General features: G+C 68.2%; 18 protein-coding genes. 13 read left to right on the top strand and 5 right to left on the bottom strand.

Features of this window, described 5'->3' with window-relative positions:
* Window positions 1–39 precede the first annotated feature (39 nt).
* Both KEG38_RS11750 and KEG38_RS11745 read left to right on the top strand, forming a co-directional pair.
* On the top strand, window positions 40–2,205 hold the full coding sequence (locus KEG38_RS11750) for a sensor domain-containing diguanylate cyclase (protein WP_272419446.1): 2,166 nt from the start codon (window positions 40–42) through the stop codon (window positions 2,203–2,205).
* A gap of 39 nt (window positions 2,206–2,244) precedes the next feature.
* Window positions 2,245–2,634, top strand: a complete 390-nt coding sequence (locus tag KEG38_RS11745) for a hypothetical protein (protein ID WP_272419445.1) — start codon at window positions 2,245–2,247, stop codon at window positions 2,632–2,634.
* A gap of 12 nt (window positions 2,635–2,646) precedes the next feature.
* Here KEG38_RS11745 and KEG38_RS11740 read toward each other — a convergent pair whose 3' ends face one another.
* Window positions 2,647–3,864, bottom strand: coding sequence for a hypothetical protein (locus KEG38_RS11740; protein WP_272419444.1), 1,218 nt, complete (start codon window positions 3,862–3,864; stop codon window positions 2,647–2,649).
* A gap of 5 nt (window positions 3,865–3,869) precedes the next feature.
* On the bottom strand, window positions 3,870–4,316 hold the full coding sequence (locus KEG38_RS11735) for a hypothetical protein (protein ID WP_272419443.1): 447 nt from the start codon (window positions 4,314–4,316) through the stop codon (window positions 3,870–3,872).
* Window positions 4,317–4,696: 380 nt separating this feature from the next.
* On the opposite strand from KEG38_RS11735, the gene KEG38_RS11730 reads away from it, so the two are divergent.
* Complete coding sequence (locus tag KEG38_RS11730; RefSeq protein WP_272419442.1) at window positions 4,697–5,479, top strand: hypothetical protein; 783 nt, start codon at window positions 4,697–4,699, stop codon at window positions 5,477–5,479.
* A gap of 134 nt (window positions 5,480–5,613) precedes the next feature.
* Here the strand turns inward: KEG38_RS11730 and KEG38_RS11725 are convergent, their stop codons facing one another.
* The gene (locus KEG38_RS11725; RefSeq protein ID WP_272419440.1) at window positions 5,614–7,800 is read right to left on the bottom strand and encodes a cyclic nucleotide-binding domain-containing protein; all 2,187 of its coding nucleotides are present in this window, start codon (window positions 7,798–7,800) and stop codon (window positions 5,614–5,616) included.
* A gap of 41 nt (window positions 7,801–7,841) precedes the next feature.
* Between KEG38_RS11725 and KEG38_RS11720 the strand changes: the two genes are divergently transcribed.
* The 5 genes from KEG38_RS11720 (at window position 7,842) to KEG38_RS11700 (ending at window position 12,820) form a co-directional block, all read left to right on the top strand.
* The gene (locus KEG38_RS11720) at window positions 7,842–8,642 is read left to right on the top strand and encodes a hypothetical protein (RefSeq protein WP_272419438.1); all 801 of its coding nucleotides are present in this window, start codon (window positions 7,842–7,844) and stop codon (window positions 8,640–8,642) included.
* A gap of 77 nt (window positions 8,643–8,719) precedes the next feature.
* Window positions 8,720–10,348: a hypothetical protein gene (locus KEG38_RS11715; RefSeq protein WP_272419436.1), complete on the top strand. Its 1,629-nt coding sequence runs from the start codon at window positions 8,720–8,722 to the stop codon at window positions 10,346–10,348.
* A gap of 37 nt (window positions 10,349–10,385) precedes the next feature.
* Window positions 10,386–11,051, top strand: coding sequence for an NUDIX hydrolase (locus KEG38_RS11710; protein ID WP_272419434.1), 666 nt, complete (start codon window positions 10,386–10,388; stop codon window positions 11,049–11,051).
* On the top strand, window positions 11,048–12,064 hold the full coding sequence (locus tag KEG38_RS11705; RefSeq protein ID WP_272419433.1) for an NAD(+)/NADH kinase: 1,017 nt from the start codon (window positions 11,048–11,050) through the stop codon (window positions 12,062–12,064). Before KEG38_RS11710 ends, KEG38_RS11705 begins: the two co-directional genes overlap by 4 nt.
* Window positions 12,065–12,484: 420 nt before the next feature.
* The gene (locus KEG38_RS11700) at window positions 12,485–12,820 is read left to right on the top strand and encodes an HU family DNA-binding protein (protein ID WP_272419432.1); all 336 of its coding nucleotides are present in this window, start codon (window positions 12,485–12,487) and stop codon (window positions 12,818–12,820) included.
* 109 nt (window positions 12,821–12,929) lie between these two features.
* Here the strand turns inward: KEG38_RS11700 and KEG38_RS11695 are convergent, their stop codons facing one another.
* Window positions 12,930–13,577, bottom strand: a complete 648-nt coding sequence (locus tag KEG38_RS11695) for a hypothetical protein (protein ID WP_272419430.1) — start codon at window positions 13,575–13,577, stop codon at window positions 12,930–12,932.
* A gap of 238 nt (window positions 13,578–13,815) precedes the next feature.
* On the opposite strand from KEG38_RS11695, the gene KEG38_RS11690 reads away from it, so the two are divergent.
* Window positions 13,816–15,117, top strand: a complete 1,302-nt coding sequence (locus tag KEG38_RS11690; RefSeq protein WP_272419428.1) for a citrate synthase — start codon at window positions 13,816–13,818, stop codon at window positions 15,115–15,117.
* Between the two features lie 79 nt (window positions 15,118–15,196).
* Here the strand turns inward: KEG38_RS11690 and KEG38_RS11685 are convergent, their stop codons facing one another.
* Window positions 15,197–15,421, bottom strand: coding sequence for a hypothetical protein (locus KEG38_RS11685; RefSeq protein ID WP_272419427.1), 225 nt, complete (start codon window positions 15,419–15,421; stop codon window positions 15,197–15,199).
* A gap of 176 nt (window positions 15,422–15,597) precedes the next feature.
* Here KEG38_RS11685 and KEG38_RS11680 point away from each other — a divergent pair, with 176 nt between their 5' ends.
* From KEG38_RS11680 to KEG38_RS11665, 4 genes are all read left to right on the top strand, one after another.
* Window positions 15,598–16,680 (top strand): hypothetical protein, encoded by a 1,083-nt coding sequence (locus KEG38_RS11680; RefSeq protein WP_272419426.1) that lies wholly within the window; start codon window positions 15,598–15,600, stop codon window positions 16,678–16,680.
* Between the two features lie 2 nt (window positions 16,681–16,682).
* Window positions 16,683–17,366, top strand: coding sequence for a hypothetical protein (locus tag KEG38_RS11675; RefSeq protein WP_272419424.1), 684 nt, complete (start codon window positions 16,683–16,685; stop codon window positions 17,364–17,366).
* Complete coding sequence (locus KEG38_RS11670; RefSeq protein WP_272419423.1) at window positions 17,363–18,409, top strand: beta propeller repeat protein; 1,047 nt, start codon at window positions 17,363–17,365, stop codon at window positions 18,407–18,409. Before KEG38_RS11675 ends, KEG38_RS11670 begins: the two co-directional genes overlap by 4 nt.
* A 190-nt stretch (window positions 18,410–18,599) precedes the next feature.
* Window positions 18,600–19,484 (top strand): hypothetical protein, encoded by an 885-nt coding sequence (locus KEG38_RS11665; RefSeq protein WP_272419422.1) that lies wholly within the window; start codon window positions 18,600–18,602, stop codon window positions 19,482–19,484.
* The last annotated feature ends 61 nt before the right edge of the window (window positions 19,485–19,545 follow it).

Here is a 19,545-nt window from a genome sequence, read left to right as displayed (position 1 = left end):
CGGACGAGCCGAGCTGCGCCCCCGAACCCCCGCACCCGCATGGCTCCGCTCGTGGTCCTCGTGCTCAAGCTTCGGCGCCTTGGCCGCGCGGCCTTGCCGCTCACCGCTGCGATCGCCCTCGGCGCGGTCGTGGTCGCGTCCACGGCGAGCCCGCTCTCGCTCTGGATCGAAGCGCCTGCCTCGGCGCTCCTGCTCGGCCTGCTCGCGGCGCGTGCGTCGCGACGCTCCCGGGCGATCGAGGGCACGCTCCGCCTCGACCTCGAGGTCGGCGCGCTCTTCACCGTGCTCGTCTACGCGATCGTGACGCGCAGCGACGGCGCGCTCGACGGGCGCCTCTACCCGCTCGTCTACGTGTGCGTGGGCCTCGTGAGCGCGTTCGCGCGACCGATCGCCACCGTGCTCCTCCTCGCCTTCGCGCTCGGCCTCGACGCGTCCGTGCGGCACTGGGCCATGGTCGCGTCGAGCTTCGAGCGGCTCGCTTACTCGGGCGCGTTCATGGTCGTGTTCGCCTCGTTCAACGCGCTGCTCCTTCGCGCCGAGATCGCGCGGGCCCGCAGCGCGCTGAAGGAGCGCATCCAGGCCGAGGTGGAAAAACTTCGTGACGACGCGCGGAGCTACCGACTGCTCGGCGCGCCGGCCGGCGGTCGCAACGCGTCGCGGGCGAACGACGAGGAGCGGCTCGTGCGCTCGGGCGTGGAGGAGATCCACCAGTCCGTGCTCTTCGCGCTGCGGCTCCTGCGGCAGGCGATGAACCTGCACACGGCCGTCCTGCTCTGGCAAAACGACGCCGGGACGCACCTGCGCATCAGCGAGCTCTCGACGGACGATCCGAACGTCGCCGAGGGCCCTTTCCTCGCGGGCGACGGCATCTTCGGCGCGGCGATCACGCAGCGCGAGGCCGTCGCGCTCCGCGGCCTCGAACCGCGCCACAAGCTCCCCTACTACACGGGCCCCTGCCCCGTGCGCGCCGCGCTCGCGCTGCCGGTCTTCGAGCACGGCGCCATCCGCGGCGTGCTCGTCCTCGACCGCATCGCCGACGAACCCTTTGGCCTCAAAGAACAAGAGCTCGCCATGGAAGCCTGCCGCTACGCGGTGCGGGCCATCCAGAACGAGCGCGTGTTCGTGCAGCTCGAGCGCGCGAAGGTGGAGCAGGGTCGGCTCTACCGCGCGGTCGAGAGCCTCAACGCCGCGACGACCGAGGCCGAGGTCGTGGAGGCGGGCCTGCGCACGGCGCGCGAGATCACGAGCGTCGACTTCGCCGCGGTCACGCTCTACGACGAGTCGCAGAAGGCGCACGAGATCCGCGCCGTCAGCGGCGGCGACGAGGCGAACCTCGTCGGCCAGCAGTACAAGAAGAACGCCGGCCTCGTCTCGATGGCGCTCGAAAACAAGCACCCGCTGCCCTACCGCGGCGAGTACGACGAGAAGCGGCAGATCGTCTTCACGAAGAAGCTCGCGCCGCCGAGCATGCCCTCGATGATCGTTCTGCCGATGCTCGTGCACGACAAACCCCTCGGCACGCTCGTGCTCGGCTCGCGCCGCCGGGCCGCGTTCGGCGACGCCGCGCGCAGCACGCTCGAAGTGCTCACGAGCCACGTCGCCGTCTCGCTCGCGAACGCCCGCATGATGCGCAGGCTCGAGGAGATGGCCACGCTCGACGGCATGACGGGCCTCTACAACAAGCGCGCGATGCTGGAGATCGCCGACCAGAAGATCAAGGCGGCCAAGCGCTTCGGCCGCAAGCTCAGCGTGCTCGTGACGGACATCGACCACTTCAAGAAGGTCAACGACACCTACGGGCACGACGCGGGCGACGTGATCATCAAGGGCCTCGGCGAGGTGCTCCGTCGCGAGCGGCGCGCGACCGACGCCATCGCGCGGTTCGGCGGCGAAGAGTTCGTGGTGATCTGCGAGGAGACGGATGCGCGCGGCGCGATGCTCCTGGCCGAGCGGGTGCGCGAGGAGCTCGGCAAGACGATCTTCCACGCGCCGAAGCCCGGCCCGGACGGTCAGCCCGTGACGATCCGCGTGACCTGCTCGATCGGCGTGGCGAGCTTCCCCGAGGCCGGCGAGACCTGGGACGACCTGTTCAAGGCCGCGGACGAGGCCCTCTACGCCTCGAAGCGCGGGGGCAGAAACCGCGTGACCGCCCACGCGGCCTTGCCTACCCGCGCGGCCGGCTCGAAAGCGCAACACGCTGCCTGACGCTTGCGAGCGCGCTGACACGACCCATACACTCTAGGCATGAGCGCGAACGACGATCGGGACGACCGCAACGAGCAGTCGGAGCGGGCGAGGACGCACCTGGTGCAAGGGCTCGGCCACTTGTTCCGCGCGGCCACGATGGCGGCGAGCGGAATCAAGAAGGAGCTCGACCGCTCGGATGTGGGCAAGCAAGTCGAGGTCGCGGGTCGCGAGATCTACCGGGCGGCGAACAACGTGGTGAGCCGGCTCGGGACGGAGATCCTGTTCGGATCGAAGGACAAGGACAAGAAGCGCGAGCCCGAGCCGGAAGACGAGCGCAAGGGCGACGATCGTGATCCGCCGCGGTACCCGCCGGGCCAGAAGCCGAAGGGGCCGACGGAGGAGGATCCGGGGTTTCGGATCATGACGGACGACGATCAGCCGAAGTAGAGCGGGTTGGGATCAGGCGGCCAGCTGCCGCAGGGATTCCCACGCCTGTGCTTCGTCGATGTCCGTCGACAGCTCCCAGTCGTTCGCAGGCGTGGCTTTCTGGAAGTAGAGCGCCTCCCGATACCGCTCGGCGTTGCGACGGATTTGCGGGTCCAGCGGTAGCTCTGTCATCGCCTGCTCAAAGAGAGCATTCACCAGTTGTGCAGGATGACCGAGCATCGCGGCGGCGATGGCCCACCACTCCAGGAGGCGCCCACGCACCTCACTACGGGTGGATACCGCAAGCCCGTCTTCACAGAACCGCTCGACTTCGGCATAGCGGCCTGCCTGGAGTGCGTGATGCGTAGCGTAGAGGTAGGGCCAGTCGAGTTTCGTCTTGGATCTGGCAGCCTCGATGAAGTCGCGCATCGCTCGGGGCCGATCGGAGTGCAGCAACGCGAGGCCGCGCGCGAGCAGCGGAGCTTCAGAGCGATGTACCGTCACAGCCCGCTCGAACGAGCGTAATGCCTTTTCCCTGTCGCCCAGGTGCTCATACGCAAAACCTGCAGCGAGAAGTCCCGAAGCACGAACCGAAGGCAGCGCCGTGGCGTCATCCCATGCGCACTCGACCAACTTCGTCACGCGCCCCAGGGTCGAACGACGCTCGGTTTCTTCAAGACGCGTGGCGGCACGATGAAGGATGGAAGCAGCCTGAAGGAGCAGCGTGCCCGACACAATGGGGCGGGTCTCGATTCCGCGAGCACGCTCCTCGGCTTGCTCGATTGAACCGGCACGCACCAGCGCTTCGAGCGCTGAAACCTCGTAGACATCCTTGGGTTGAAGCTCCTTGGCGAAGTCGTAGAAACAGACAGCGCCCCAGAAAAACTCCTGCCGGTCCCAGCAGCGCCCCATCACATACACGTGCGGGGCTTCGAGCGTCGGGAGCTTCCGGAGGAGCTGGAGCGTCCGGCGGTCGTCTTTTGCCTTGAATGCAGCGGGGAGTTGCTGCATTACGGACACTGGCGTTTCCCCCTCCGCAAGCGGTTCGATCCGACGTTTCCCTTCGATGATATACAGGTCCTCCGAGAGGTCATCGAAGAGAGCACGCTCGTCATCCGAAAGCGCGTACCAGGGCGCATCCATCTCGCCCTCGATTTCTGCCGCCCGCTGACCCTCGCGTCGCCCGGCGCGCATCTCCTGGTGAAGGGCGACGAGCAGGGCTTCGTACTTGGCTCGGTTCGATTGGGACATCTTCGTCACCCCTCGTCGACCCATGATGTCTTCGTGGCCCCCAAATCGAGCTGGTATTGCGCGACGGAGGTTTGCCGGAGGGGCTGAAGCACGCCATGCGTGTCGGAGGTCGGCTGGAGTTCCAGCGAGCCCCCTACCGGCGCGCGCCGGAAGCTCGCCTCCCCGAGGCGAAACACATGGAGATCGTCAGGGCCTCGCGCGCCACGTCGCTTGTCACGGAGCCGCGCGGGCACGAGCCGTTGTGGGAGGACGGCGAGGCTTGGGGCCACCGAGAGCCCCTCCCCGCAAGGCCCCACGTTCCCCGCGCTATCCGGGTGAACATCCGGAGTCGGATGCGGCGGCACGCGCACGCCGAGCATGTTCGCCGCCGTCCCCACCGCCGGAACCGCAGGCTTCGCTGACGGATCCTCCGGAACCATCGTGCGATACATCTTCGGCCAAGCCGCTGACATGGGAGGCAACCTACCACGTCCCCCGCGCGCATCATGCCCCCCGGCGAAGCACCTTTCATCCCTACGCTTCACCTCCCCCGCGCCGCTGCGCCTCGTTTCCTTCGGAACCGCCCTCCCGGCTCGCCCGCCACGCCCCTCCCCCACCAAACCACCTCCCCGCCTCTTCCTACCTCACCCGCACCGATCAAACCCCCTCCCCGCCTTCCTTCCCCGCCCACCACGCCGCTCGATCTCGCCTCCCGCCGCCCCTGCCCCCCTCCGCGCGCCCGAGCGTCGCACCCCGTTCGTCCCTGGAGCCCCATCTTCAAGTTGAAGCTCCCGTCCCGAACACTCCCGCAATCCCCCTTCCCAACGGGGCTCCGTTCGGATACCAACATCCCATGAGCGAAGCCAAAGCTTCCCGCATGGTCTCCGACCGCGTCTCGATCACCAACACCGTGGTCGCCGCGATCGACATCCACGGCCCCGAGATCGCGCCCACCCTGGAGAAGATTCTCTTCCCTGACGGCGTCCCCCCGGACCTCACGATTGCCAAGGTCCTCGCCGCATTCGGCGCCCACCTCCGCGCGCGTGCCGACCAGCTCGTCATTGCCGACCGTACCCATATGGTCGAGCTCTCCGACGACGACGGCTACCGCGCAAAGCGCGACGAATGCACCGCCGAGACGCGGGACTTCCTCGGCACGCTTCGCTCCGGCCTCGGTCGCAACTATGGCCAGGTCGTCGCCGGTGCTTATGGTCTCGGCGCCCCCATTCCAGAGGACCCGCATACCGTCCTCGTGCTCGCCGACAATGTCGAGAATCAGCTTCGCAATCGCCCGCTCACCGAGCCGCCGAAGAACAAGAGCTTGAAGATCGACCCCATCGCGGCCGCCGACGACCTGAAAGCCAGCGCCTCCGCATTGAAGACGGCGCTCGGCGATGTCGATCGCGAAAAGCGCGAGGCGCAGCTCACGCAGACCGCCAAGAACGAGGCCATGGCCGCCTGGGGAACGTCGTATTCGGGCGTGGCGGACGCAGCCTCTGCCTTTTTCCTCCTCGCCGGCCGCCCCGCCCTGGCCGAGCGCGTCCGGCCCACGGCGCGACGCAGGGCCGGCTTGCCCGAGCCCGAGGACACGGTCGAAGCCGGCGCGGACGCCGCGAGCGGAAGCACGACGCCTTAAGGGCCCCCGCTTGCCACGGCGGACATCGTCGTTCGAGTTCAACGCCAAGCACCTCGCTGGCGAGACGTTCGGTGCCCCCGACTTCTTCGTCGTGCTCCGCGCCCTCGGCGTCGATCCCGACTCCGTTTGACCTCCTAGTACTCGAACCCGCTCCCCCCGATGAACTCCCGCAGGATCGACGTCGGCGGCACGTGATCCGGGTAGATCGTCACCACCTTGTCGATGAGCTGCCTTAGCCGATACGCCGTCACGAACGCGGGATGCTCCTGCGACACCTCGAGCAAGTAGCGATCCGCGAACACCTTGATCACGCCGAGCTCGTAGACGAGCGACGAGTCGAAGATCGCGTCGGCCTGCGCGAGGAACGGGAAGATGTTCGTGCGTTCGCCCGCGCGCACCGACGGCCAGCGCTGGATGTTCGCCGCCGCGTTCGTCCCGCGCCCGTGACGGTCGCGCACGATGCGCCGGAGCAGACGCACGTCGGACACGTTGATGCGGTTCACCCGGTCGAACGGCAGCGCCGTCATCGGCTGGATGAAGATGCGGAAGACCTTGTCCCGCGGGAGGATTCCATCAACGAGCTTCGGGTTCAGCCCGTGGATGCCCTCGATCAAGAGCACGTCCGAGCTGCGTAGCGTCACCTCGCGCCCCCCGTCCGGATGGCTCTTGCCCGTCACGAAGTCGTACCGCGACGTCTTCACCGTCTGCCCGGCGACGATGCGCGCGAGATGATCACGCAGCGTGCCGACGTCGAGCGCTTCGAGCGACTCGTAGTCGTACTCGCCCCGCGCATCGCGCGCTGTCTTCTCCCGGTCGACGTAGTAGTCGTCCAGCGACAAACCCACCGGGTGCATCCCGTTCACGAGGAGCTGCACCGTCAGGCGCGAGAGGAACGTCGTCTTGCCCGACGACGACGGACCCGCCACGCAGATCACCCGGATCGTCCCGCGCTCCGCGATCGCGTCCGCGATGCGGCTGATGCGCTTCTCGTGCTGGCCCTCGCTCACCCGGATGATCTCCGGCGTCTTGCCACGCACGCACGCGTCGTTGAACGCGCCTACGCTCGTGATCCCCAGCGTCGTCAGCCATGGCTCGTCCTGCCGTACCCCGTGCCGCGCGGATTCGGGCTGGATGTCCTGGGGCAGGCGCGTCGAAGCTGGCGCCGCGCCGCCCTCGGGCTTCACGCGTGATTCGTCGCCGTAGCGGAGCATCACCGCCTCGCCGTCGACCTCGATGCGGAACGGGAACGGCGCGATGTGCCCCGCGCTCGGCAAAAGCGGCGTCATCGACAGCACCGCCTCGGACCCCGCGCAGACGAGCTGCACGTGCCCCGTTCGCCACGTGCGTAGGAGCGCAAGCAAGTCCCGCGCGCCTTCCTCGGCGAAGTGGCTGCGCGCCTCGTCCACCGTCCAGAGCTCCTGCTGGAACGGCACGTCCGCCGCGATGAGCTCGTGCATCATCCCCGTCACGCGCCGGGCCCACGTCGCGAGCGAGAGCGTGCCCGGGTGCAAGAGCTCGATCGACTGACCAAAGCCCGCGCCGGGCCCGAGCCGCACGAAGACGTCCGGAAAAGCCCGCCGCGCCGCTTCGAGCAGCAAGAGCCCGAGGCTCGCGCGATACACGCGCTTGCCTTCCCAGTGCGACGCGCAGAGCGGCTCGACGTGCGCGTCCGAGGTGATGGGCATCCCGAGCGCGACGGCCTTGTTGTTCACGAGCGCCGCCACCACCGGATCGCCGTCGACCTCGCGCGGCAAGAGCGCGCCGAGCCGCGTCCCCGTCCGCACCCGTGTCCACGCGCGGTTCACCGTGACGTCGACGAACACGCGCCGCGGCAGCGAGCGCTCGCGCAAGAGCACGCCCACGCTCTCCGTCATCTCCGTCAGCTCTTGTCCGAGCGACGCCACGAGCGCCTGCGTCAGGCAGAGCGCGAGCTCCGGGTCTTCTTTCGACATCCGCTCGTACTGCTCGTGCGAGAGCCGCGCGAGCGTGAGCGTCGACGCCGCCACCACGCTCGACGTCCGCATGCGCCTCGTGATGAGCGCGAACTCGCCGAAATGCGCGCCCGGCCCGATGCGACCGAGGTCCACGTCCGCGCGGCGCAGATGCGCTTCGCCCGCCACGAGGAAATACATCTCCCGCCCGACCTCGCCCTCGTGCATCACGACCGACTGCGGCGGGAGCACGACGTGTTCGAGGTACGAGACCAGCCGCGATGACGTCGCACTGCAAATTTGCGCGAAGAGCGTGCTCGTGGCGGTGAGCGCATCGATGGAAGCACGCGGAATGGGTTCGGGGGGATAGGGCAGCGTGGGCGACGACATACGACGCAGGGAGAGCTACCATGCGCCCGCGAGGTGCCTTCATGCGTACTTCTTTTCATCTTGGACTTTTGGCGATCGTGCTCGGTCTCGGCTCCGTCGCGGCGTGTGCCGCGGAGGTGGAGTCGCTCTTCGCGAGCGGCGGCACGACGGGCGGAAACGGCGGCGCCGGTGGTGTCGGAGGCGCGGGCGGACAAGGCGGGCTCGGTGGAGCAGGCGGTCAGGGCGGGCTCGGCGGTGCGGGCGGACAAGGCGGCGCTGCATCGAACTCGAGCAGCGCCGCGACGGGCACGGGTCCGAGCTCGAGCAGCGCGAGCGGCACGGGCGGACAGGGCGGCGGCGGCTTCGATCCGCAGGTCTGCGGTCAATGCGCGTACGGCGCTTGCCAGGCGGAGATCTTCGCCTGCGGCCAGACGTGTGCGGGCTTCATCAGCTGCGCGCAGAACTGCACCGACAAACTCTGCGTCGACGATTGCCTGACGCAGTACCCCCAGGCCCAGCCGGTCTACGACTGCACGTGCGGCTCGTGCAGCGCGCAGTGCGGAAGCTACTGCGACGGCGCGAGCACATCGAGCTCGAGCACGACCACGAGCAGCAGCGCGAGCGGCACGGGCGGCGGCGGTTCCGCGTGCAGCACGTGTTCCGAGATTCTCCAAGGCGGCGGCAACGATCCGCCTTGCCAAGGCTCGGATGTGCTGCTCAGCGAGTTCTTCAACTGCACCTGCCAGCAGAACTGCACGACCGAGTGTGCCAGCTCCTGCCAAGGCGGACAGCCAAGTCAGGCCTGTTTCGGCTGCGTGCAGCAAAAATGCGGGCAACAGCTCAACGCTTGTCTACAGGACTGACACGTCCTCGACACGCCCTCGTCGAGAAGTCGCCGCCGCCGTGACGCTGCACGTTCGTCACGGTAAGTATGGCGACCATGCGTATCTCTTCGCTTACATCTCCGCTTCTTCTGCTTCCGCTGCTCACGCTCGCCGCGGTCCCGTTCGCCTGCGCAAATCCCGTTCAAATGCCCGACGCCGGCACCGGCTCGGGCGGTGATGCAGGCGCGGGCGGCGCGACGGGTGTAGGCGGCGCGGGCGGCTCGGATGGCGACGCTGGCCCCGACGTCACACCCGGTTCGCCCTGCACCACGGACCTCGATTGCGTGGCGCTCGAAGGCCCTTGCAGCGACGGCGTGTGCGCGGGGGAGAACGGCTGTCAGTTCGTGCCGAAGAACGATTTCGGCCCGTGCGACGACGGCCTCTTCTGCACCATCAACGACGTTTGTCTGAGCGGCGTGTGCACCGCGGGCACCTCGAAGCTCTGCCCGTCGAACGGCGAGTCCTGCAAGATCGGGAGCTGCAACGAGGCGAACGACGCGTGCGAGTTCGCGCCCGTCAACGAGGGCGGCTTCTGCGACGACGGCGACCCGTGCACCGATCTCGGCACGTGCAAGGCCGGCGCGTGCCAGATGGGCCCGCCGATCGACTGCTCCTTCCTCAACGGCCTCTGCTCCATCGGCCAATGCGACACGGTCCTCGGCTGCATCGCCGTCCCGCAGAACGACGGCGTCTTCTGCGACGACAACCTCTTCTGCACCGTGGAGGACGTCTGCATCTCGGGCCAGTGCGTCGGCAAGCCGAACCCCTGCCTACCGACGGCCGATCCTTGCAAGAACCCGCAGTGCGACGAGATCAAGCAGACCTGCATCGCGGTCCCGGGCAACGACGGCGCCACGTGCGAAGACGGAAACAGCTGCACCGCGGGCGAGGTCTGCGCGGCCGGCGCATGCGGCGGCGGCATGCCCGTGCCTGTGGGCACCACGTGCAACGACAACAAGGCCTGCACGACGGGTGAGACGTGCGCCGCCGGCACCTGCGGCGGCGGCGCGCCGATCCTCGACTGCGCCCATGGCGACGGCTGCTGCCCTGCGGGTTGTGATCTCTCGACCGACGACGACTGCAAGCTGCTCAAGGTCGCCGTGATGGGCGGACCGTTCTACGTCGACGACCTGCGCGCCCACCTCGCCACGCAGCCCTTCATCGGCTCGGCCGTGGTGAACACCGATTGCTCGCTCGCCACGCTCCAGAAGTTCGACGTCGTGATCACCCACGGCCAGATGAGCTGCTTCAGCCCGTCCACGTTCGAGGCCTACGCGCAGGGCGGCGGCGGCGTCATCGCCACGCCGTGGATGTACAGCAACTACGGCAACCTCGTCGATCTCCTGCCCGTCACGGGCCAGGTCATCAACAGCTTCCAGAGCTTCCCGCTCAAGGTCACCGTGCTCGACCCGTCCGACGTCCTCCTGCAAGGCGTCAACTTCCAGCCCAACGACTTCGTCGGCTGGGAGGAGGTCCAGTTCACGCTCAAGCCCGGTGCCACGAGCTCGGTCGTGTGGCTCGGTGATCTCACGAGGCACGCAGTCGCGAAGTGGCCGTATGGAAGCGGCCGCGTCGTCTATCTCGATTTTCATTACCTCACGTCCGATTGCTCGCTCGCTTCGGGCTACACGTGGGGCAAACAGCTCGCGTACAACGCCACGCTCTGGGCTGGAAAAGTCCTGTAACGCACGGACCGTTCGGCGTATGCTCCGGGCTCCGGCGATGCCGCTGCCCCCCTTGCCACGCATCCTGCTCACGCAGGAACAGCACGCAGAACCGGGCTCGCCCGCCTTCCTGCGCGTCGAGCGCGTCATGCTCCGCGCCACCTTCCCGGACGGCGAACAGAGCGAGCCCTTCTCCTACGATATCGTCGATCGGCAGCGGCTCGACGCCGTGGTCATCGCCGCGCACTTCCGCGACGAGAAGGGCGTCCGCCACGTCTACCTCCGCTCCTCGGTGCGCCCTCCCGTCGCGCTCCGAAACCGCGCGACCTCGCCCATCGAAGAGCGCGACGACCTCGGCAACCTCTGGGAGCTGCCCGCGGGCCTCGTGGAAGTCGAGGAGCGAAGCCCCGAGGGCCTCCTGCTTTGCGCCGCGCGTGAGCTCCAGGAAGAGCTCGGCTTCGAAGTCGACCCGCGCGCGCTCGCGCCGCTCGGTCCTTCCTCGTTCCCGGCGCCCGGCATGGTCGGCGAGCGGCACTTCTTCTTCCACGTCGAAGTCGACCCTGCGCGACGCACGACGCCGACCGAGGACGGCTCGGTGCTCGAACGCAAGGCCACGATTGCGGCGCTCTCCCTCGACGAGGCCCTCGCGCTCGCGCGGAGCGGCCTCCTCGAGGACGAAAAGACCGAGCTCGCGCTCCGCCGCCTCGCGGAGCTCGCCTCGTGAAGCGCGCCTCGTCCGCGCGACGAAAGGCGCCCGCGGGCTCGAACGGCCTCGCGGCGAAGAAGCCCAAGGTCGCGCTCATCGTCAAGCGCTCGGCCTACCGGGTGCAGGTGGAGGAGCGAAAGAACGGCCGCATTCAGCGCCTCCTCGACGCCCACGACCCCACGGTCGCGCACCTGCGCGCCGCGCACGAGGAACACGAGGCCACCGCGGCCGAGGTCAAAGCCGCGCTCGCCGTGCTCGGCGTGGACGTCGCGTTCGAGGGCAGCGTCGGCGACGCTTTCGACGCCCGCGGCCTCGACCTCGTCATCACCGTCGGCGGCGACGGCACGCTCCTCAGCGCCTCGCACTCCGTCGCGGATGTCCCCATCCTCGGCATCAACAGCGCGCCCGAGTACTCGGTCGGCTTCTTCTGCGGCGCGCGCCGCGGCGAGGCCGCGCTCGCCATCGGCCGCGCGCTCCGCGGCGAGCTCCGCCGCGCCGTGCTCACGCGCATGCAGGTCTGCGTGAACGGCCGCGTCGTCGCGGCCCGCGTCCTCAACGACGCGCTCTTCTGTCACGTCTCGCCGGCCGCCACCTCGCGTTACCTCGTCCGGCTCGGCGACATCGAGGAGGAGCAGAAGTCGAGCGGCTTCTGGATCGGCCCCGCCGCCGGCTCCACCGCGGCGCAGCGTTCCGCCGGCGGCCGCGTGATTCCTTTGACCTCCAAACGATTGCAGCTCGTCGTCCGCGAGCCCTACACCCCGCACGGCGAGCGCTACCGGCTGCGGCACGCGCTCATCGCGCCGGGGACGCCGCTCGTCGTGCGCAGCAAGATGACGGACGCGAAGCTCTTCATCGACGGACCGAACCGCACGATCGACGTCGGCGTCGGCGATCTCCTGGAGTTCACGCAGGCGAACGAGGCCCTCACCGTGCTCGGCATCGCGCCCACGCGGCGCTGGGGCGTCGACCACGACGAACCCCCGTCACAAGCGCCGAGCCGCGCCGCGCCCCGCGACGACCACGCGCGCTGATCCGAAAAACGGGTTCGTCCGTGCGCGCTTGCCTCTCCGGAGGCCTGTCTCCCGGCCGTCCCGTGAAAAATTCGCCTCGCACCGGCGCACGCCGCGAGCGCCCCCCGGAAGAGCCGGATCGGCGCCGACCCTTCGGGATCCGCCGTTTTCGTGGTACCCGAACCTCCCACCGCGCCGCGATCCTCCGCTCCGCGCCGCTCGGGTTCCTCCGGAAGATCGCGCGTTTTCCCTGGAAATCAGGGCTCTTTCGGCCCCTCGTGTGGCCGCGCCGAGGGCCCCATCAGGCCGCGACCTCGGGAGGGAGCTCTCGTCGAATGGCCTATTTTTGTCGCTCCGAACGACGATTTCCCGCTCGACCTAGCGCGTTCCTTGTGGTTGTTTGGGCCGCGAGAGGGGCTTTTACCTCGGAGGAAACACATCATGGCTGGCAAGAAGACGGAGACGAAGAAGGCGGCCTCGATCAGCAAGAGCGCGCTTCTGAACGCGATTGCGGAGGAGGCGGGGGGCGAGATCACGCGCAAGCAGGTCAAGCTCGTCCTCGACAACCTCGCGCAGATCGGCCACCGCGAGCTCAAGAAGGCCGGCATCTTCACCGTGCCCGGCTTCGCCAAGTTCCGCGTCGTGAAGAAGCCGGCCACGAAGGCGCGTGAGGGCGTCAACCCCTTCACGAAGCAGCCGATGACGTTCCCGGCCAAGCCGGCGAGCAAGACGGTCCGCGCCCGCCCGATCAAGGCGGTCAAGGACGCGATGGGCTGAGCCTTCGCTCCCGTCCCTCGAGTCGAAGGGCGGGGCCACGGGTCGCGGAACGCCGGTCTTCGCAGTGCGAAGCCGGCGCGCGGCCCGTTTTCTTTTTTGTGCATCCCGTCTAGCCCGCCGCGATGGCGAGCTCGGCAAACCGCGCGTACGCCCGATCCCGATCCGCGCGGATCTCCTGGGCCCGCGCGAGCAGCGCTTCGATCGGCTCGCCGCGCAGCTTCTGGAACGTGAGCTCCGAACGGTCGACCGCGCTCGCCTCGAACTCCTCGATCGAGGTCGCGAACACCGTGCCGCCCTCGTGCACGCCTGCGGGGATGAACTGCACGAACGGGTCGGGCGCGCGGCGCAAGAGCCCGATGAGACGATGCGGCGCGTCGCGATCACCGACGAGCTCGGGGTGGAACGCCGCCATCACCGGCGCCTCCGGGAAAAACCCTTGCAAACGGGCAAGCAGCGTCGAAGCGAAGCGCTCGAACACGTTCGGCGGCGGCAGCGCGAGCGGAAAGACCACGTGCAGCACGTTGCTTTGCGCCGCAACGACCGCTTCACGCGTCGCGTCGAGATCGGGCTCGCGGTCGAGCATCACGCAGAACTTCCCGAACGCGACGTCCACATCTCGGACGAACGGGCAGAGCGCGTACGCTTGCACGATCTCCGTCGCGTAGCGCCGATGGACCCGGAGGACCTCGGCGGCGAACGCAGTCGCATCGGGGTGGGAGGCGAGCTTGCCCCGGACCATCGGTTCGAGCGCGGCCATCCTCGTGTACCTACCAAAGTTTTCCCTGGCCGCCGCGGGGTTTGCCCTGAGAGACCCCCGTCGATCGCCCCCTGCTTGTGGCCAGACCAACACTCCTAGAGCCGAAACCCTGTGTTTTCCGGCGTCCCCACGATATTTGCGTGCACGTGGACACTTCACGTGTGGTTCCGCTCGGCTTATGTCGGACAGCCGTGGTACTTATGCCGCCGCTGCGGCGGGTGTGGTGAAAGGAGGACGCGTGCAGGAGACGGCCAAGCTCACGCTCAACAAGGATGGACAGGAGCAGACGATCGAGCTTCCGATCGTGACCGGGACGGAGAACGAGAAGGGCATCGACATCTCGACGCTCCGCGCAAAGACCGGCTGTGTGGTGCTCGACCCGGCGTTCGTGAACACCGCGTCCACGTCGAGCTCGATCTGTTTCATCGACGGGGAGCAGGGCATCCTGCGGTATCGGGGCATTCCGATCGAGCAGCTCGGTGAGAAGTCTACGTTCGTGGAGGTCGCTTACCTCCTGATCTACGGCTCGCTGCCCAGCCGCGCGGAGCTGTCGCGCTTCTCGACGCTGCTCACGCGGCACTCGTTGATCCACGAGGACATGAAGCACTTCTACGAGGGGTATCCCTCGACGGCGCACCCGATGGCGATCCTGTCGTCGATGGTGTGTTCGCTCTCGAGCTTCTATCCCGAGGCGATCGACGCGGACAACCGCGAGCAGGTCGACATCACGATCGCGCGCCTTCTCTCGAAGGTCCGCACGATCGCGTCCTTCTCGTACAAGAAGTCGATCGGCCAGCCCTTCGTCTACCCGCAGAACTCGCTCTCGTACTGTGCGAACTTCCTCAACATGATGTTCTCGGTCCCGGCGGAGCCGTACGAGATCGACGAGGACATCGTGAAGGTCCTGAACCTCCTGCTCATCCTGCACGCCGACCACGAGCAGAACTGTTCGACGTCGACGGTGCGGCTCGTGGGCAGCGCGAAGGCGAACCTCTTCGCCTCGATCGCGGCGGGCATCTGTGCCCTCTGGGGCCCGCTGCACGGCGGCGCCAACCAGGAGGTCATCGAAATGCTCGAGGAGATCCGCAAGGACGGCGGCGACGTCACGAAGTTCGTGAAGCTCGCGAAAGACAAGTCCTCGGGCTTCAAGCTCATGGGCTTCGGCCACCGCGTGTACAAGAACTACGACCCGCGCGCGCGCATCATCAAGGCTGCGGCGGACAAGGTTCTCTCGAAGCTCGGCATCAAGGATCCGCTCCTCGACATCGGCCGCAAGCTCGAAGAGGCGGCGCTCAGCGACCCGTACTTCGTGGAGCGCAAGCTCTATCCGAACGTCGACTTCTACAGCGGCATCATCTACCGGGCCCTCGGCTTCCCCACGAACATGTTCACCGTCATGTTCGCGCTCGGCCGCCTGCCCGGCTGGATCGCGCACTGGAAAGAGCAGAACGAGAACCCCTCGACGAAGATCGGCCGCCCGCGCCAGATCTACACCGGCGAGGTCGAGCGCAACTACATCTCCCTCGAAGAGCGCGGCTGAAAGGCTCGCGCCTCGCGCATGCGTGGGGGGAGGGCCGCCTCCCCCCGCGCGCCCTACCCCTCCCGCATCCTCGCGAACGTCAGTTGATGATCGAGCTGCCGAAGCTCGGCACGGGCTCGTCCATCCGATCGATCGCGGCCTTCATCCCTGCCCACGCGTTGCGGAGGGCGTCGGCCGACATGCGCACCGTCACGCCGTTCTGAAGCATGGTGACGTGAACCGTGCCGCACGTGCATCGCGTCACGCGCACGGCGCTGTTCGACGCGAGCTCGGTGTGCTCTCCGCACTGCTTGTTGCCAGCCATCGACGAAAATCCTCCGTGCGGCGACAATAGCAGCAAGGCGCCCTGTGTGCGCCTCCTCGCGCGCACCTTCCCCGGGAAAGGACGCGCGGAGGGCAGCAGGGCCCGGATGGCCGACGACTTGCTTTCGTGTAGCGTCCTTACCGTCCCCTTTTTCTCACCCCCGGGGAGGAGAACCTATGTCTGCATTCCGATCTCTCGTCTTGCTTGCGTTCGCGGCCCCCCTCTTTTTTGCATGCTCGAGCGAGCCGAATCCCCCCCCGACAACGGGGGCAGACCCGGCACATATCGACCCACCCCCGGCGGGTCAGGGCTTCCAGATCGAGACGAAGACCTTCGAGGTCCCGGCCGGCGTCGAGAAGCAGGACTGTTACTTCTTCCGCGTCCGTGACCTCGCGGCCGCGAACGGCCTCGATCCGGAGAGCCCCGTCTACGTGAACCGCGTGCAGATCGCCCAGAAAGAGGGCTCGCACCACATGAACGTCTTCCGCGTCCGCACGATCACGGGCCTCGATCCGGCGAACGGCGCGATCCAGGAGGGCAAGGACAACGTCGGCGAGTGCTTCAAGAGCTCGAACTGGGCGGACTGGCCGCTCGTCGCGAACTCGCAGATCGACGGCCAGCTCGACTGGACCTTCCCCGAGGGCGTCGCCAACGAGTTCATGCCCGACGAGTGGCTCATGCTCCAGACGCACTACGTCAACGCGTCGACGCAGGGCACGCCCTCGGGCGAGGGCAAGGTCAACGTGAACTTCTGGACGATCCCGAAGGAGAAGGTCAAGGCGCAGCTCGGAACGCTCTTCGCGACGAAGCAGTCGATCCGCGTCTGTGCCTCGAACCCGACGCCCTCCTTCGACGGCTCCTGCCAGTTCAACAGCGACGTGCCCGTGCACATCATCGGCGCGAACGGCCACTTCCACAGCCGCGGCAAACAGTTCGACATGTTCACGTGGGACGGCGTGAGCATCGACCAGCCGCCGATGGATGAGCGCTTCTACGCCTCGCAGGCCTGGGACGAGCCGCCGATGCTCACGTCGCCCGAGCTCGATCGCGAGGTCCCCGCGGGCGGCGGCGTGTTCTACACGTGCTCGTACCAGTGGCAGATGCCCGAGGCCTCGCTCGGCTGCGACGGCTTGAACGCGCTCGACAAGCAGGGCGCCGACGACTGCTGCTACACGTTCGGCCCGATCGTCGAGGCCAACGAGCACTGCAACATCTTCGTCTACTACTACCCGAAGTCCGACAACATCAACTGCTTCTAGCCGTGGACAAACGCTCGGTCGCCCTCGTGCTCGCGCTCGCTGCTTGCAGCTCTCCCTCGCCGCCGCCGGAGCCGGACGCCGGCCCGATCGGGGGCTGCAAGCTCGCGTATCTCGGGGACCCTTCGGCCGAGCCGATCATGGAAGTGATCGCGCTCGGTCCCGGGGGCGAACTGCAGCCGATCAGCGACGGATCGAGCATCTCGCTCATCTTCCCGCCGCAGGGCGGCCGCGTCGTGTTCGCGGGCGTGCGGGCGACGAACGTCGACCCGTGCGCCGTCCGCGTCGCGGGCGCCCTGCGCGACCCGGTGACGAAACAAGTTCGTCTGGACACACGCATCATCAACCTCGAGCCCACGGACGACGGCCACGGGCGCAGCGCGCCGACGGACATCTCCACGTTCTCGAACATCGCGGCGTGTCCGAACCAGTGGGCCGAGGAGGACCTCTTCGACAAACCCTACGAGCTCACGGTCTCGCTCACGGATCGCGACGGCAAGAAGGTCACGAAGATCATGACCGTGACCCCGCGCTGCGACGAACCCGGCTACGAAGCCGAGTGCCTCTGCATGTGCGCCGGCGACTACGTCCTCGGCATGCAGTGCGATCCCGACGCCGGCCCCATCGATCCGGACCTCGACGCGGGCGCAGACGGAAACCCTCCGGACGCGTCTGGAGGACCGCCGTGAAGCACCTTCGCCTCTCGCTCGTGCTCACGCTCGTGGCGCTCACGACGGGCTGCTCCGATCCGCCGCCGGACAAACCGCCTTCCTCGGAAACGCCCGCGTGGCAAGTCGCGCTCGACGGTGGCGACCTCGACCGCGCGGTGCTCAGCGTCTGGGGCAGCGGTCCGAAGGACGTCTTCGCCGTCGGCGGCCCGCTCGGAAACGGTCTGGAGTCGCTCGTGGTCCACTTCGACGGCGCCTCCTTCCGCGAACTCCATCCCGGCGGCGACCAGACGTACTGGTGGGTCTCGGGCTCCGGCCCGGACGACGTCTGGATGGTCGGCGAGGAGGGCCGCATCACCCACTGGGATGGCGCGACCTTCACGGAGCACGATTCCGGCACCACGGCGACGCTCTGGGGCGTCTGGGCGGCCTCGAAGACGGACGCCTGGGCCGTCGGCGGCACACCCGAGGGCGGCGCCGACGCCCCGAACGACGTGGTCCTCCATTGGGACGGGAGCACCTGGACGCCGGTGACCTTGCCCGGCATGCCGCTCGGACGCGCGCACTACAAGGTCTGGGGCACGAGCTCGGACGACCTCTACGTGGTCGGCGAGTACGGCACGATCTGGCATAAAAAAGGCGCGGAATGGGCCCTCGAATCGGACCCGCCTCTCGCCAGTGGCACACTCTTCACGGTGGCTGGCTGCGGCTCGAACGAGGTCTACGCCGTCGGCACGTTCGAGGTCCTCCGCTCGGACGGCGCGACGTGGCAGAAGCTCGACGTCGCGCTCACGAACGGCGTCAACGGCGTGGCTTGCAACGCGCCCGGCGAGGTGGTCGTCGTGGGCTTCGGCGGCTCGAAGCAGCGGCTCGACGCGGGCGCCTGGGTGGACGAGTTCGAAGTGCCACCTTATGCCGATCTGCATGCGGCCTGGGCCGATGGCACTGGCACGTACTGGGCCGTTGGAGGAAACTTCGTGACGAGCAGCATGCCGGGCGCGGCGCGCGAGGGCATCGTGGCGCGGTACGGCCCAGGCAGGATCACGAGTCAGATCCTTCCGTGAGCTCGACCTGGTCGGACGAGCGACCGCCGGTATGACAGCCCCGCCCGAGGCGGCGTGAACGGCGGAGCTCGACCGTTTCGAAATCCTCGGCGGATCGTCAAACGCAGGACGTACCCTCGCGGATGGTCGCCCCCTTGCACCGGGGGCGCCGCGATCGAGGGACCCCTCGTCCACACAGGAGAACGAACTCATGCGTACTTCCCTTGCCCCGATCTTCGCCGCCGCCGCGCTCGCCGCCGCCACGACCTTCGGCTTTGCTTCCTCGGCCGACGCAAAGACCATCAGCGCTTGCGGCGGCATCGAGCTCGCTGCGAACGCCCAGTGCGAGATGCGCGTCTCGGGCGGCTGCACCGCCGCGTGCGAGCCCGTGAGCTTCCAGGTCCAGTGCGCCGCCGACCTCTACGTCGGCTGCAGCGGCCAGTGCAACGCGAACATCAGCGCCTCGTGCACCGCGAGCTGCGCGGCGAGCTGCGAGGCCGAGTGCAACGTCGACCCCGGCAGCTTCGAGTGCGGCGCTTCCTGCCGCGCGGACTGCGGCGCGAGCTGTGACGCCTCCTGCGCCGCCGATCCGGACAGCGCCCGCTGCCGCGCCTCCTGCGAGGCCACGTGCGGCGGCGAGTGCGACGCGCGCTGCGAGGCCACGCCGCCCAGCGCGGACTGCAAGGCGCAGTGCTCCGCGTGCTGCACCGGCTCCTGCGACGCGCAGGCCAACATCGACTGCCAGATCGACTGCCAGGCCAAGGGCTTCATCGACTGCGAGTCCGAGCTCAAGGGCGGCTGCGAGGTCGCCTGCCAGAGGCCCGAGGGCGCGCTCTTCTGCGACGGCCAGTACGTCGACGTCGGCGAGCAGATCGACAATTGCGTCGCGCAGCTCGAGAGCCTGCTCGAGATCAAGGTCGAGGGCTACGTGCGCGGTGACGCGAATTGCAGCGGCGGCCGCTGCACCGCCTCGGGCGAGGCGGGCGTCTCCTGCGCGCAGAGCGCCGGCAACACGTCGAGCAGCGCGGCCGGCATCCTCGGCGCCATCGCGGCCTTCGGCCTCGCGCTCGGCCGCCGCAAGAACCAGAAGAAGTAGTCGCCGACCTCGGGGGTTTGGGGGCGGCGCTCGGCTCGTCCGAGCAAAGCCCCCAAGCGTC

The sequence above is a fragment of the Polyangium jinanense genome (assembly GCF_028435265.1).
GTDB classification, from domain to species: domain Bacteria; phylum Myxococcota_A; class Polyangia; order Polyangiales; family Polyangiaceae; genus Polyangium; species Polyangium jinanense.
The sequence above is the reverse complement of the archived record's forward strand: the minus strand, read 5'-3'. Positions and strand labels throughout refer to the sequence as shown.